Genomic DNA, 14197 nt, shown 5'->3' with positions numbered 1-14197 from the left:
GGCTGACGCACCGACGGCCCGGTCCCCGCGAGGGGCCGGGCCGTCGTCGCGTCCCGACCGTGCTCAGCCGCGGCGCCACGAGGACGGTACCCCCAGGTCGTCGAGGGCGCCCAGCATCCGCTCGCCGAGCAGCCGCAGCCGCTCCGCGGGCTCCCGGCTGAACACGAGACGCACGTGGCGGTCGGCGATGCGGCCGCCCCACCCCGTCATGGGCGTCGCGGCCACCTTGTGCGCGAGCAGCGCGCGCGAGAGGTCCTCGGCGTCGACACCCAGTTCGCGGGCGTCCAGCAGCTGCGACCAGCCGCCGGCCGCGGGCGTCATCGGGAAGCCCCGCAGTTCGGCGCCGACCACGTCGCGGCGCTCCTGCCACGCCGCGACGCTCGCGGCGAGGCCGTCGTCGGGCGCGGTGAGTGCCGCGAGCGCACCCGCCTGGCCGATGCCGCCGGCGACGATGCCGTTGTAGATGTGCACGACCGCGAGGTCGCGCATGACGATCTCGGGTGCGACCATCCATCCGATGCGCCAGCCGATCATGCGCTGCTCGCAGCTCACCGTCCCGATGGTGACGGTGCGATCGCGCATCCCCGCGATCGGCAGCGGATGCCGCACCGGCGCGCCGTCGAAGACGATCCCCTCCATCAGGCCCCAGTAGAGCAGCCAGAGGTCGCGGTCGACGCAGAGACGGGCGACCTCCGTCCACTCCTCGTCGGTGAGCACGCATCCGGTCGGGAACGACGGGTTGAGCAGCAGGACGGCGCGCGTGCGATCCGTGACGGCATCGGCGAGCACCTCGAGGTCGAGGCGCCATGCCCGTCCGTCGCTTCGGAGCGGCACCAGCCGCGGCACGGCGCCGACCAGCCGCACCCGGTTCACCAGGCCGGCGTAGCAGGGGTCGGTGAGGATCACCTCGTCCCCCTGGTCGACGAGCGTGAGGAGCGCATCGAGCACCGCGTCGCCGTCCGACGCCGTGATCACGACCTCCCGTTCGGGGTCGAATGCAACGCCCGAACGGCTTCGGACCCGGGCCGCGACCGCTTCGCGGAGGTCGAGCCTGCCGATGAACGGCAGGTAGGAGTTCGCCGAGAGCTCGCCCACCGCCTCGCGGGTCGCCTCGATCGCCTCGGCCGGCGGGGCGAGGTCGGTGTCGAGGTTCTCCAGCCGCAGCACGTCGGGATCATTCCCGGCCGCGTCGGCCACGACGTCGATGTTGAAGCCGGCGACGTTCGCCAGGCGTGCGGGTCGTGTTCGCATGACCGCCTCCGGGCGGCTCCCGCCGGGCCTCGGGGCCGTCGGTCGCATTCTCGTCCGGTCGGAACGAGTCCGCCACCCCCGCCGGGCACGTCCGGCAGGGTCGCGTAGAATCGACGGGTGCCTCGCCCTACCGGGGCGTGGGAAAGGCGGCTCCGATGACCCTGCTCGAGAACATCTCGGGACCGCGCGACCTCGATGCGCTGAGTCACGAGCAGCTCGAGCAGCTCGCGACGGAGATCCGCGAGTACCTCGTGGCATCCGTGTCGAAGACGGGCGGTCACCTCGGGCCGAACCTCGGCGTCGTGGAGATGACGATCGCGATCCACCGGGTGTTCGACTCGCCTCGCGACGCGATCGTGTTCGACACCGGGCACCAGTCGTACGTGCACAAGCTCCTCACGGGTCGTCGCGACCTCTCGACGCTGCGCAAGACCGGCGGGCTCGCCGGCTACCCCCAGCGGTCGGAGTCCGAGCACGACATCGTCGAGAGCTCGCACGCGTCGAGCTCGCTCTCATGGGCCGACGGCATCTCGAAGGCGTTCGAGATGACCGGGCAGGACGACCGGCACGTCGTCGCCGTGGTCGGCGACGGCGCGCTCACGGGCGGCATGACGTGGGAGGCGCTCAACAACATCTCCGACGACAACACCCGCAAGCTCATCGTCATCGTCAACGACAACGGCCGCTCCTACGCGCCCACGATCGGCGGCATGGGCCGGTTCCTGAGCGCGGTGCGCACCAAGCAGACCTACCGCAACCTGCATCTCTCGAGCAGCCGGGCGGCCGATCGGCTCGGCGGCCCCGCACGGGCCTTCTACCGAGGCGTCCGGGGCGGCCTGCACGGCTTCCTCAGCCGCTTCACGGGCAACGAGGCGCTCTACTCCAACCTCGACATCAAGTACCTCGGGCCCGTCGACGGCCACGACGAGCGCGCCATGGAGGAGGCGCTCCGTCAGGCGAAGGACTACGGCGCGCCCGTCATCGTGCACGCGATCACCGACAAGGGCCGCGGCTACGAGCCCGCACGGCGCGACATCGCCGACCAGTTCCACGCCGTCGGCCAGATCGACCCCGAGACGGGCGAGTCGCTCGAGAAGGCGTCGGCGCCGTCATGGACGGGCGTGTTCGCCGACGAGCTCGTGCGCCTCGCCGAGCACGACGAGCGCCTCGTCGGCATCACCGCGGCGATGCTCCGGCCCACCGGCCTGCACCGCATGGCCGAGCGCTTCCCGAACCGCGTGTTCGACGTCGGCATCGCCGAGCAGCACGCCGCGACCTCGGCGGCAGGTCTCGCGTTCGGCGGCCTCCATCCCGTCGTCGCCGTGTACGCCACGTTCATCAACCGCGCGTTCGACCAGGTCCTGATGGATGTCGCACTGCACAAGGCCGGCGTCACGTTCGTGCTCGACCGCGCCGGCGTCACCGGCCCCGACGGCCCGAGCCACCACGGTGTCTGGGACCTCTCGATCCTGCAGGTCGTGCCCGGCATCCGCATCGCGGCGCCACGCGACTCGGTGCGCCTCGCCGAAGAGCTGGCCGAGGCCGTCACGGTCGACGACGCACCCACGGTGCTGCGCTTCCCGAAGGGCACGGTCGGGGTCGACTACGACGCGATCCGCCGCACCGACGACGGCGTCGACGTGCTCGCCGAGTCCGCGCGCAAGGACGTGCTGCTCGTCACGGTCGGCCCGATGGCCGGCATCGGACTCCAGGTCGCCGAGCGTCTCGAGGCGCAGGGGATCGGCGCCACCGTCGTCGACCCGCGCTGGGTCGTGCCCGTGCCGCGCAGCGTGATCGACCTCGCACGTGAGCACCGCATCGTCGTGAGCCTGGAAGACGGGATCCGCGTCGGCGGCATCGGCACGCGCATCCGCCAGGACCTGCGTCAGGCCGACGTCGACACCGCGGTCACCGAGATCGGCCTGCCCGACGAGTTCCTCGAGCACGGCTCGCGCGGCGACATCCTCGAGCGCGTCGGCCTCACCCCGCAGCACATCGCGCGCGACGTGACCGCGATGGTGCTCGGCTCGAAGCTGCCGCACGCGCGCGGCGCGGGCCTCGAGCACGTCTCGAGCGACACGGGTTCCCAGCCGCGCGTCTGACGCTCTGACGCGAACGGCCCCCGGCGAGTGCCGAGGGCCGTTCGAGGCGACGGATGCTACGCGACCGCCGCGGCCTGCTTGCTGCCGACACCGAGTATCGGCGGGTGGTGGAACGTGTCGCCGAACGCCCGCTCGGACGCCCCGACGCGGTCGAGGTAGGGGGTCGCCCCGCCCGCCTGGAACGGCCAGCCTGCGCCGAGGATGAGGCAGAGGTCGATGTCCTCGGCCGCCGCGACGACCTCCTCGTCGAGCATCAGCTTGATCTCGCGGGCGAGCTCGTCCTCGACGCGGCGGAGGATCGTGGCCTCGTCGACCGGAGCCTTGCCGACCGAGATGGCCTTCTTCGCCTCCTTGGAGAGGTCGGTGACCTTGCCGTGCTTGTCCTTCTCGACGACGGGGCCGCCGAGCTTCGCGAGCGCGTGCAGGTTCTCCGAAGAGTAGAACCGCTCGGGGAACTCGCGCACCATCGTGTCCTGCACGTGGGCGGCCACGGCCCAACCGACAAGGTCGATGAGCTCGAACGGCCCCATCGGCAGGCCGATCGGCGCGAGCGCCTTCTCGACGACCGGCACCGGAGTGCCCTCGTCGACGGCGCGCGCCGCCTCGCCCATCACCTTGGCGAGCAGGCGGTTCACGACGAAGCCGGGAGCGTCGGCGGTGAGCACGGCGCTCTTCTTCAGCTTCGCGGCGACGGCGAACGCCGTGGCGAGCGTCGCGTCGTCGGTGGCCGGCGCCTTCACGATCTCGAGGAGCGGCATGACTGCCACCGGGTTGAAGAAGTGGAAGCCGACCACGCGCTCGGGGTGGGCGAGCTTCGCGCCGATCTGCTCGACCGAGAGCGACGACGTGTTCGTCGCGAGGATCGCGGTCTCGGAGAGGAACGGCTCGACCTCGCCGAACACCTGCTGCTTGACGGCGAGGTCCTCGAAGACGGCCTCGATGACCCAGTCGCAGTCCGCGAAGTCGGCCTTGTCGGTCGTTCCCGACACGAGCGCGCGGAGGCGGTTGGCCTCGTCGGCGTCGATGCGGCCCTTCTGCTCGAGCGTGCCGATCTCGTCGTGGATGTACGAGATGCCCTTGTCGACGCGCGCCTGGTCGAGGTCGGTGATGACGACGGGGATCTGCAGGCGGCGCACGAACAGGAGCGCGAACTGGCTGGCCATCAGGCCGGCGCCGATGATGCCGACCTTGGTGACCTTGCGCGCGAGCTCCTTGGCGGGTGCGCCCGCCGGCTTCTTCGCGCGCTTCTGCACGAGGTTGAACGCGTAGATGGATGCCACGAACTGGTCGCCGGCCACGAGGTCGGCCAGTGCCTCGTCCTCGCGGGCGAAGCCCTCGGCCTTCGTGCCGCCCTTCGCGGCCTTCAGGAGGTCGAGCGCGACGTACGGCGACTTCGCGGTCGTGCCGATCTTGCCCTCGAGGCTCTTGCGGGCGATGTTGATCGCGAGGTCCCACTTGGCGAGCTTCTCGAGCTTGCCCGGAACATTGGGGCGCTTCACCGTGACGGTTCCGCCGAGCACGCCGTCGGCCCACTTCAGCGAGTCCTCGAGGAAGTTCACCGGCGAGAACATCGCGTCGGCGATGCCGAGGTCGAGGGCGTCCTTCGCCTTCAGCATGCGGTTGTTCTTCAGCGGGTTCTCGACCACGACGCGCAGCGCGTTCTCGATGCCGATCAGGTTCGGAAGGAGGTAGGCGCCGCCCCAGGCCGGCACGATGCCGAGGAACACCTCGGGCAGGGCGATGGCCGGCGCCGAGGCATCCACGGTGCGGTAGTCGGAGTTCAGCGCGACCTCGAGCCCGCCGCCCAAGGCGAGCCCGTTGATGAACGTGAACGACGGCACGCCGAGCTCGCCGAGCTTGCCGAAGACCATGTGGCCGAGCTGGCCCATCTTCAGCGCGATGTCGCGGCTCGGGATCTCGCCGACCTTCGAGAGGTCGGCGCCCGCGGCGAGGAAGTACGGCTTGCCCGTGATCGCGACCGCCTGGATCTCGCCGGCGGCGGCGCGCGCCTGCAGCTCGTCGAGCCGATCGTTCAGCTCGAGCAGGGTCACCGGGCCGAGCGTCGACGGGCGGGTGTGGTCGCGGTCGTTGTCGAGCGTGATGAGGGCGAGCGTCCGGCCCGACGGCAGGCGGATGTCGCGCACGTACGAGTGCGTGACGACCTCGTCGTCGGCGAACGCGGCCGCGAGCTCGGAGAAGTCGATCTTCGAGTAGTCGGTCATGTCGCTCAGCGGCCCTTTCCGTAGCGCTTGTGGTGCGGGTTCTCCCAGATGACGCTGCCGCCCTGGCCGAGGCCGACGCACATGGCGGTGAGGCCGTAGCGCACCTCGGGGTGCTGCTCGAACTGGCGGGCGAGCTGCAGCATGAGGCGCACGCCCGACGCGGCGAGCGGGTGGCCGATCGCGATCGCGCCGCCCCACGGGTTGACGCGCGGGTCCTCGTCGTCGATGCCGAAGTGGTCGAGGAAGCTCAGCACCTGCACGGCGAACGCCTCGTTGAGCTCGAACAGGCCGATGTCATCGATCGTCAGGCCGGCGTTCTTGAGCGCCTTCTCGGTCGACGGGATCGGACCGATGCCCATGACCTCGGGCTCGACGCCGGCGAAGCCGAAGCTCACCATGCGCATCTTGACCGAGAGGCCGAGCTCCTTCGCGGCATCCGAGCTGGCAAGGATGGCGGCCGTGGCGCCGTCGGTGAGCGGCGACGCGTTGCCCGCCGTCACGCGACCGTGCGGGCGGAACGGGGTCTTCAGGGTCGCGAGGCCCTCCATGGTGGTCTCGGGGCGACGACCCTCGTCTTCGGTCGCGAGGCCCCAGCCCTCGGGGGTGCGCAGGGCCACCGGTACGAGGTCGGGCTGGATGTGCCCGGCGTCGTAGGCGGCCTGCAGCTTCTGCTGGCTGCGCATGCCGAAGCGGTCGCTGCGCTCCTTGGTGAGCTCGGGGAACCGGTCGTGCAAACGCTCGGCCGTCGTGCCCATGTTGAGCGCGTCGGGGTTCACGAGCTTCTCGGCCAGGAACCGGGGGTTGGGGTCGGCGTCGAGGCCCATCGGGTGGCGGCCCATGTGCTCCACGCCGCCGGCGATGACGACGTCGTACTGGCCGAAGCCGATGCCCGCGCCCGTGGTGGTCACGGCGGTCATGGCGCCGGCGCACATGCGGTCGATGGCGAAGCCCGGCACGCTGAGGGGCAGGCCGGCGAGGATCGCGGCGGTGCGGCCGAGTGTGAGGCCCTGGTCGCCCGTCTGCGTCGTGGCGGCGATGGCCACGTCGTCGACGCGTTCCTTGGGCAGGTTCGGGTTGCGCTCGAGGAGTCCGGTGATCGCCTTCACGGCGAGGTCGTCGGCCCTCGTGTTCCAGTACATGCCCTTGTCGCCGGCTCGTCCGAACGGGGTGCGGACCCCGTCGACGAACACGACATCAGCTCGTTCAGCCACGCTGCAGCTCCGTTTCGATCAGAGGATGCTTCGATCCTAGGAACGCTTCGGAAGGGGGCGGAATCGGTTGACGGAACCTACGATCCGCTGCTCGCGGCGTCCTGCACCGATTGTGACGCCTCCACAAAGGCGTCGGCGATGATCTGTGCGGTTTCGGCAACCTGCCATGGGCGGGCTCCGAGGGCCGCGAGCGCTGCCGCGACCCCGGCCGCGTCGGGCTCAGCAGGCGGCTGCCAGGCGACGCGACGCAGGTGATCGGGCGTCAGCAGGTTCTCCACCGGCATCTCGAGCCGCTCGGCGACCTCGGCGACGCCGGCCTTCGCGAGGCGCAGCCGGGCGTCGGCCTCGGGGTTGCGCATGGCCCACGCCCGCGGCGGGGGCGGCGAGTCGCTCGGCACGCGCACGGCGGGGAGCTGGGGGGTGACGAGGCCGGTCTCAACGGCGGTCCACCAGCGGTCGAGCTCGGAGCGGCTCGCGCGGCCCGTGAACTCCCGGAGGTCGGCCAGGGCGCGGCGGGACTGCGGCATCGCCTTCGCGACGGCGAGGATCGAGGCGTCGGGGACCATGCGACCGGGCGCGACGTCGAGCTCGGCGGCCCGTTCGTCGCGGGCGAGCCAGAGCTCGCGCGCCACGGCGAGGTTGCGCGGATTGCGCAGCCCGTGGATGCCGGAGAGGCGGCGCCACGGCTCGGCGGCCGCCGGCTTCGCCTCACGCGTGAGCACTGCGGCGAACTCCTGGCCGGCGAGGTCGGCCTTGCCGGACTCCTCGAGGCGCTCTGCCAGGCGGTCGCGCACGTCGACGAGGAGCTCGACGTCGAGGGCGGCGTAGGTCAGCCACGACTGCGGCAGCGGCCGGGTCGACCAGTCGGCGGCCGAGTGCTCCTTCGCGAGCTTGATGCCGAGCAGCTCCTCCACGACCGAGGCCAGGCCGACGCGCGGCATCCCGAGCAGTCTGGCGGCGAGCTCAGTGTCGAAGATGTGGTCGGGGTCGAGCCCGACCTCACGCAGGCAGGCGAGGTCCTGGCTCGCGGCGTGCAGCACCCACTCCTCGGCGTGGACGGCGTCCTCGAGCGAGGTGAAGTCGGGGATCCGGGGCGGATCGAACAGGAAGGTGCCCGAGCCGCGGCGGTACATCTGGATGAGGTAGGCGCGCTGGGAGTAGCGGAATCCGCTCGCACGCTCGGCGTCGACCGCGACGGGACCCTCGCCGTCGGCGAGTCGCCGCACCGCGTCCTCGAAGTCGGCGGGCGACTCGATCACCCGGAATTCATCCACGCTTGGTCCTCCGTCGGGGCAGGGCGGTCACCCCCTCGGATCGAGGCGGCAGCCCCGCGAGCATGCACAACAACTCTCCCCAGCCTTCCACATGCGGGCCTACGGCGGCATCGAGGGGGGTCCACGAGGCCCGCACCTCGATCTGCGCGCCGTCGCCCTGGCGGGCCAGCTCGCCAAATCCGGTGGACAGGATCTTGGTCGCAGTGCCCGAGGCCGCGATGTACCGGGCGCCGCGCGCATCGAGCGCGTCGACGAGCCACGACCACGCGACATCCGCCAGGAACGGGTCGAGGCCGATGTCGGTCTCGAGGGGAGCCTGGGCGAAGCACACGACCCGGAATCGTCCGCCCCACGCCTCGGGCTCGTCGGGGTCGTAGAGCAGCACGAAGCGTCCGGTGCCGAGGTCGGAGTCGTCGCCGTGACGACTGGGAGCGACATCAGCCGACAGCGCTACCGCCCAGGGGGCGAGCGAGCCTGGCGCGGGGATCTCCGACACACGCAGTTCGGGCCGCAGCGAGGCCGCTCGCAACGCCTCGAGTGCGGCCTCGAACTCGGCAGGCCGATGCGGCGAGGAGTCGGGCACGAGTGCAGACTAGGCTCTCGAACAGGGGTCATGTCGGCGGCACGCCGCATCGCATGCCAGACGGACGACACCTTCGCGAGGGAGGGCACGGATGGGTCGACGCACCGGCGCTGTCGGAACGCTCGGAGTCGCCGCAGTGGCCGTCGGGATGCTCACTGCAGCCGTCGCGGCCGCCGCCGCGGTGGTCACGGTGGCGTACGCCCGGCGAGTGGTGATCCCGCCCACGACGCGGCCCGACGAGGAGCGCATCGTCGGGGTCGACCTCGCTGCGGGCGAGGTCGTGCTCGCGGCATCCGACGAGACCCGCATGCGCGGCCGCTACGGCCTCTGGTTCGAGCACGACTCGGGCTACGCGCGGATCGGCGACGTGATCGACGAGGACGAGCGCGTCGTGCGCCGGCGTGTCGAATCCGTCGACTTCGGACGGCTCGACCGGGCCGGTCACGGCCGGGTCAGCGGGTGGTACCACCTGGGGCCGTGGGAGCTCGGGCACGAGTACGAGAACGTGGTGGTCGACACCCCGCTCGGGCCGGCCCCGGCGTGGTTCGTGCCCGCGGCAACGCCGACGGACCGCTGGGTCATCCAGGTGCACGGGCGCGGTGCGAAGCGCCAGGAGGCGCTGCGAGCCGTGGATCCCGTCAGGGAGGCTGGCTGGAACTCGCTCCTCATGTCGTATCGCAACGACGGCGAGGCGCCCGAGAGCGAAGACCGCCGCTACGGCCTCGGCGGCACCGAGTGGGCCGACGTGGTCGCCGCCGTGCGCTTCGCGGAGGACCACGGCGCCGACCGGATCGTGCTCATGGGCTGGTCGATGGGCGGCGCGATCGCGCTGCAGGCCGTGCTGCGCTCGGCCGCCGTCCGCGAGCGGCTCGTCGGGCTCATCCTCGACTCGCCGGCGATCGACTGGGTCGACATCCTCCGCTTCCAGGGACAGGCGCTCGGCTTCCCACGCGGCCTCGGGGACGCGGTGGCCCGCGTCCTCGGCGGTCCGTGGAGCGGCGGACTGACGGGCGTGGCCGCGCCCATCGACGTCGACGACCTCGATCCCGTCGCGCGCGCCGAGGAGCTGCCGGTCCCGATCCTGCTCATGCACAGCGTCGACGACGGCTTCGTGCCGATCGACGGCTCGCGCCGACTCGCCGCCGCGCGGCCCGACCTCGTGCAGTTCGAGGAGTTCGAGGGCGCCCGCCACACGAAGCTGTGGAACCACGACCGCGAGCGCTGGACGGAGCTCGTGCGGGGCTGGCTCGAGCGCAGCTCGCTCGACGCGCGCCGACTCGCCGACGAGGCCGAGATCACGGGCTAGGCAGGCCGAGGCACGCAGAGAGCAGCGGATGCCGCGACGCGCCGCTGCGGCATCCGATCGCGTCAGGCGGCGACGCGCTCGCGTACCTGGCGCTTCACGCGACCGAGCATGCCGGTCATACCGCGCACCCGGAGCGGGGACACGGCATCGGCGAGGCCGAGCGACTGCGGGTAGTCGCCGGGCACGTCGAGTACCTCGCCGACCGTGAGCCCGTCGAGGCCCTGCACCAGGATCGAGGCGAAGCCGCGCGTGGTGGGCGATTCGGCCGGCGCCGTCGCGTGCAGATGCACGTGACCATCGACGACCTCGACGAAGATGTAGACCGGCGACTGGCACTCCTCGACCTTCTCGAGGAGGTCGGGATGGTCGCGATACCGCTCGGGCAGCTCGGGCAGCTCGTTCGAGAACTCGAGCAGCAGCTGCAGCCGGTCCTTGACGCCGAGCGCGAGGAAGTCCTCGCGGGTCTCGGCGAGCGGGGCGGGGAGGGTCGTTGCGTCCATCGGTTCCATTCTCCCATCTCGGACGCAGAAGCTCGCCCGCACGGCTCCCCGAGCGGATCGGAGACGTCGACTAGCGGGTGGGGACCTCGCCGCGCTCCGCGCCCGACACGATCGGCACGCGGACCGCGCTGCCCCACTCGGTCCACGAGCCGTCGTAGTTGCGCACCTGCTCGAAGCCGAGCAGGTGGGTGAGCACGAACCACGTGTGGCTCGAACGCTCGCCGATGCGGCAGTACGCGATCACGTCGTCGCCGTCCTGCAGGCCGGCCTCGCCGCGGTAGATCGCGTCGAGCTCCTCACGCGTCTTGAAGGTGCCGTCGGTCGCGGCGGCACGGGCCCAGGGCACGGATGCCGCGGTGGGGATGTGGCCGGCGCGCAGCGCGCCCTCCTCGGGGTATGCGGGTGCGCTCGTGCGCTCGCCGTTGTACTCCTCGGGGGAGCGGACGTCGATGAGCGGGTTGCCGAAGTGGGCGAGCACGTCGTCCTTGAACGCGCGGACGACGCTGTCGTCGCGCTCGACCACCGGGTAGTCGACGAGGTCGACCACGGGGACGTCGGTGGTGAGCTCGCGGCCCTCGGCGATCCAGAGGTCGCGGCCGCCATCGAGGAGGCGCACGTCCTCGTGGCCGAAGAGCGTGAACACCCAGAGCGCGTACGCGGCCCACCAGTTGTTCTTGTCGCCGTAGATGACGACGGTGGTGTCGCGCGAGATGCCCTTCGAGCCGAGCAGCGCGGCGAACTGCTCGCCGTCGATGTAGTCGCGCACGACGGGGTCGTTGAGGTCGGTGTGCCAGTCGACCTTGACGGCCCCCGGGATGTGGCCGGTCTCGTAGAGCAGCACGTCTTCATCGGACTCGACGACCACGAGACCCGGTTGGCCGAGCCGCTCGGCGAGCCAGTCGGTGGTGACGAGACGCTCGGGGTGGGCGTACTCGGCGAACTTGGCGGCGGAGTCGAACTCGGCGGGCATGGGGAACCTCCTGGGAACGTCGGGTCAGACGGGGCGTGCGGGGGAGCGGACTAGGCTGGTGACCTGTCCACCTCGAATCTACGCGGCGTGCGGGTGGAAGTCAGCATGCCCGTCATCCGGTGCAATACGGGAGTCCCTCCAGCATGACCACGGCAGCGAGCCATGCCCTCATCCGCCTCGTCGAGCGGAATCCGTCGATCTCGGCCGCGGAGATCGCCTCGGAGCTGGTGCCGCCGCCGCAGTTCGAGCACGCGTCCTTCGAATCGTATCGGCCCGATCCCGACTACCCGTCGCAGCAGGCCGCGCTCGACCGGCTGAACGAGTTCGCGGGCGCCTGGCGCGCCGCGCAGCGCCCCGGCGGCTTCTTCTCCCGCAAGCGCCCCGCTCGCATCGAGCTCCCCGGCGTCTACCTCGACGGTGGATTCGGCGTCGGCAAGACGCACCTCCTCGCGGCGCTCTGGCACGTCGCCCACGGTCCGAAGTACTTCGGCACGTTCATCGAGTACACCGCGCTCGTCGGCGCCCTCGGCTACGCCAAGGCGGTCGAGCTGCTACGCGGCGCCCGCCTCGTCTGCATCGACGAGTTCGAGCTCGACGACCCGGGCGACACCATGCTCATGACCCGGTTCCTCGGCGAGCTCATGGCCGGCGGCACGCGCGTGGCCGCGACCTCGAACACGCCCCCGAACGCGCTCGGCGAGGGCCGGTTCGCGGCCGCCGACTTCCTCCGCGAGATCCACGCGCTCTCCTCGAACTTCGAGACGCTGCGCATCGACGGGCTCGACTACCGCCGCCGCGACACCGAGGGGCACGCCGAGGCGCTGGCCGACGACGCCGCCGTCGCGCACGCGACCGAAGTGCTCGCCGCCCGCGGCCACGCCGTCTCGCGCGACCACTTCGACGACCTCATCGCGCACTTGGCGACGGTGCACCCTTCGAAGTACATCAAGCTCATCGAAGGCGTCGAGTTCATCGGCCTCGAGGGCGTGCACCAGCTCTCGAACCAGAACGCCGCCCTGCGCCTCGTGGCATTCATCGACCGCGTCTACGACGCCGAGGTCCCGATCCTCGCGAGCGGACTCCCGCTCGACCAGGTCTTCGACGACGAGATGATGGCCGGCGGCTACCGCAAGAAGTACCTGCGGGCGATGAGCCGCATGATCGCGCTCACCACGGGCGAGCTGCCGCCGCACGACTGAGGCGAGCACGCGGCATCCGCCCGCGCCATCGACACCCGCGTCGCGGCATCGGCCCGCGCCGTCGACACCCGCGCCGCGGCATCCGTCACCGCAGTTCGCACCTGTGACCGCATTCCCGGCGGACCGCGATTCACATCACCTGCCCGGTGCGCCGAAACACGCTGTTTACGCGAGCGGCCCATGCCGTAACGAACGCGAAACACAAGACGATCCCTCTCGAAACGTCCCGTCATGAGACTGGGCCGCACAGGTTTCCCCAACCCCTGCATCCGAGAGAGGTTCGAGATGGATCAAGGCAACACCGCGTTCCTACTGATATCAGCAGCACTCGTGCTGCTCATGACCCCCGGGCTCGCGTTCTTCTACGGCGGCCTCGTCAAGGCGAAGAGCGTCATCAGCATGATGATGCTGAGCTTCGGCGCGATGGGCCTGATCGGCGTCCTGTGGGTGCTCTACGGATACGCGATCGCATTCCCGTCGGCCGACGGCCTCAGCGCGCCGTGGTCCATCGACTGGTCGGCCATCGGCCTGACGAGCCTCCTCGAGACGCCTGAGGGCGCGGCCTACCCGCCGCTCGCCTTCGTCGGCTTCCAGGCGACCTTCGCGATCATCACGGTCGCGCTCGTCTCGGGCGCCATCGCCGACCGCGCCAAGTTCGGCGCATGGATGATCTTCGCCGCGCTCTGGGCGACCATCGTCTACTTCCCGGTGGCGAGCTGGGTCTTCAACTTCGGCCTCGCCGAGGACGGCTCGTTCGCCTACGGCGGCTGGATCACCTACGGCCTCCAGGAGTCGTTCCTGGGCGTCGGAGCGCTCGACTTCGCGGGTGGCACGGCGGTGCACATCAACGCCGGTGCCGCGGCCCTCGCCCTGGCGCTCGTGCTCGGCAAGCGCGTCGGCTTCTCGAAGGGCGCGCACGTGCCCCACAACCCGCCGTTCGTGCTCCTCGGGGCCGGCCTCCTGTGGTTCGGCTGGTTCGGGTTCAACGCGGGCTCCGAGCTCGCCGCCGACGGCACCGCAGCGCTCGCCTGGATCAACACGCTCGCCGCTCCGGCCGCGGCCCTGCTGGCCTGGCTCGTCGTCGAGAAGATCAGGGACGGCAAGCCGACCTCCGTCGGTGCCGCCTCGGGCGCCGTCGCCGGCCTCGTCGCGATCACCCCGGCGTGTGCCTTCCTGACCCCGTTCTGGGCGATCGTGCTGGGCCTGCTCGCGGGTGCCGTCTGCGCCCTCGCCATCGACCTGAAGTTCAAGTGGGGCTTCGACGACTCGCTCGACGTGGTGGGCATCCACCTCGTCGGCGGCCTCATCGGCACGCTCTACCTCGGCTTCTTCGCCAACGGCACCGGCCTCATCTACAGCGGCCAGTTCAACCAGCTGGCCGCGCAGGCCATCGCGGCGATCGCGGTGCTGCTGTACTCCTTCGTGTTCGCCTGGGTCATCGGCTTCGCGATCCAGAAGACCATCGGCTTCCGGGTCAAGAACGAGGACGAGATCGCCGGCATCGACACCGTCGTGCACGGCGAGGAGGGCTACAAGCTCGAGACCGTCTGACGACGCTGATTCACCGCGAGGGCGGTGG

The 14197-nt window shown here is 71.0% G+C and carries 11 protein-coding genes; 4 read left to right on the top strand and 7 right to left on the bottom strand.

Annotation, left to right across the window (positions count from 1 at the left end):
* Positions 1–63 precede the first annotated feature (63 nt).
* Positions 64–1251 (bottom strand): pyridoxal phosphate-dependent aminotransferase, encoded by a 1188-nt coding sequence (locus ACWEOH_RS16480; RefSeq protein ID WP_452032789.1) that lies wholly within the window; start codon positions 1249–1251, stop codon positions 64–66.
* Between the two features lie 155 nt (positions 1252–1406).
* Between ACWEOH_RS16480 and dxs the strand changes: the two genes are divergently transcribed.
* On the top strand, positions 1407–3353 hold the full coding sequence (gene dxs, locus ACWEOH_RS16475) for a 1-deoxy-D-xylulose-5-phosphate synthase (RefSeq protein WP_452032787.1): 1947 nt from the start codon (positions 1407–1409) through the stop codon (positions 3351–3353).
* Between the two features lie 56 nt (positions 3354–3409).
* Here the strand turns inward: dxs and ACWEOH_RS16470 are convergent, their stop codons facing one another.
* From ACWEOH_RS16470 to ACWEOH_RS16455, 4 genes are all read right to left on the bottom strand, one after another.
* Entirely contained in the window at positions 3410–5575 is a 2166-nt protein-coding gene (locus ACWEOH_RS16470; RefSeq protein ID WP_452032785.1) for a 3-hydroxyacyl-CoA dehydrogenase NAD-binding domain-containing protein, read from the bottom strand.
* Positions 5576–5580: 5 nt separating this feature from the next.
* Entirely contained in the window at positions 5581–6786 is a 1206-nt protein-coding gene (locus tag ACWEOH_RS16465; RefSeq protein WP_148734839.1) for a thiolase family protein, read from the bottom strand.
* 77 nt (positions 6787–6863) lie between these two features.
* Positions 6864–8060 (bottom strand): ribonuclease D, encoded by a 1197-nt coding sequence (locus tag ACWEOH_RS16460; RefSeq protein WP_452032783.1) that lies wholly within the window; start codon positions 8058–8060, stop codon positions 6864–6866.
* Positions 8053–8643 (bottom strand): DUF3000 domain-containing protein, encoded by a 591-nt coding sequence (locus ACWEOH_RS16455; RefSeq protein WP_148734841.1) that lies wholly within the window; start codon positions 8641–8643, stop codon positions 8053–8055. Before ACWEOH_RS16455 ends, ACWEOH_RS16460 begins: the two co-directional genes overlap by 8 nt.
* Positions 8644–8734: 91 nt before the next feature.
* Here ACWEOH_RS16455 and ACWEOH_RS16450 point away from each other — a divergent pair, with 91 nt between their 5' ends.
* The gene (locus ACWEOH_RS16450) at positions 8735–9949 is read left to right on the top strand and encodes an alpha/beta hydrolase family protein (RefSeq protein ID WP_452032781.1); all 1215 of its coding nucleotides are present in this window, start codon (positions 8735–8737) and stop codon (positions 9947–9949) included.
* A gap of 62 nt (positions 9950–10011) precedes the next feature.
* Here ACWEOH_RS16450 and ACWEOH_RS16445 read toward each other — a convergent pair whose 3' ends face one another.
* Together ACWEOH_RS16445 and ACWEOH_RS16440 are read right to left on the bottom strand one after the other, a co-directional pair.
* The gene (locus ACWEOH_RS16445; RefSeq protein WP_452032779.1) at positions 10012–10449 is read right to left on the bottom strand and encodes a SufE family protein; all 438 of its coding nucleotides are present in this window, start codon (positions 10447–10449) and stop codon (positions 10012–10014) included.
* A 70-nt stretch (positions 10450–10519) separates the two neighbouring features.
* Positions 10520–11419 (bottom strand): sulfurtransferase, encoded by a 900-nt coding sequence (locus ACWEOH_RS16440; RefSeq protein WP_452032777.1) that lies wholly within the window; start codon positions 11417–11419, stop codon positions 10520–10522.
* A 143-nt stretch (positions 11420–11562) separates the two neighbouring features.
* On the opposite strand from ACWEOH_RS16440, the gene zapE reads away from it, so the two are divergent.
* Together zapE and ACWEOH_RS16430 are read left to right on the top strand one after the other, a co-directional pair.
* On the top strand, positions 11563–12618 hold the full coding sequence (zapE, locus tag ACWEOH_RS16435) for a cell division protein ZapE (protein ID WP_452032775.1): 1056 nt from the start codon (positions 11563–11565) through the stop codon (positions 12616–12618).
* Positions 12619–12903: 285 nt separating this feature from the next.
* Complete coding sequence (locus ACWEOH_RS16430) at positions 12904–14169, top strand: ammonium transporter (protein WP_452032773.1); 1266 nt, start codon at positions 12904–12906, stop codon at positions 14167–14169.
* Positions 14170–14197: the final 28 nt, after the last annotated feature.

It is taken from the genome of Agromyces sp. NPDC004153, from assembly GCF_053603635.1.
The sequence above is the reverse complement of the archived record's forward strand: the minus strand, read 5'-3'. Positions and strand labels throughout refer to the sequence as shown.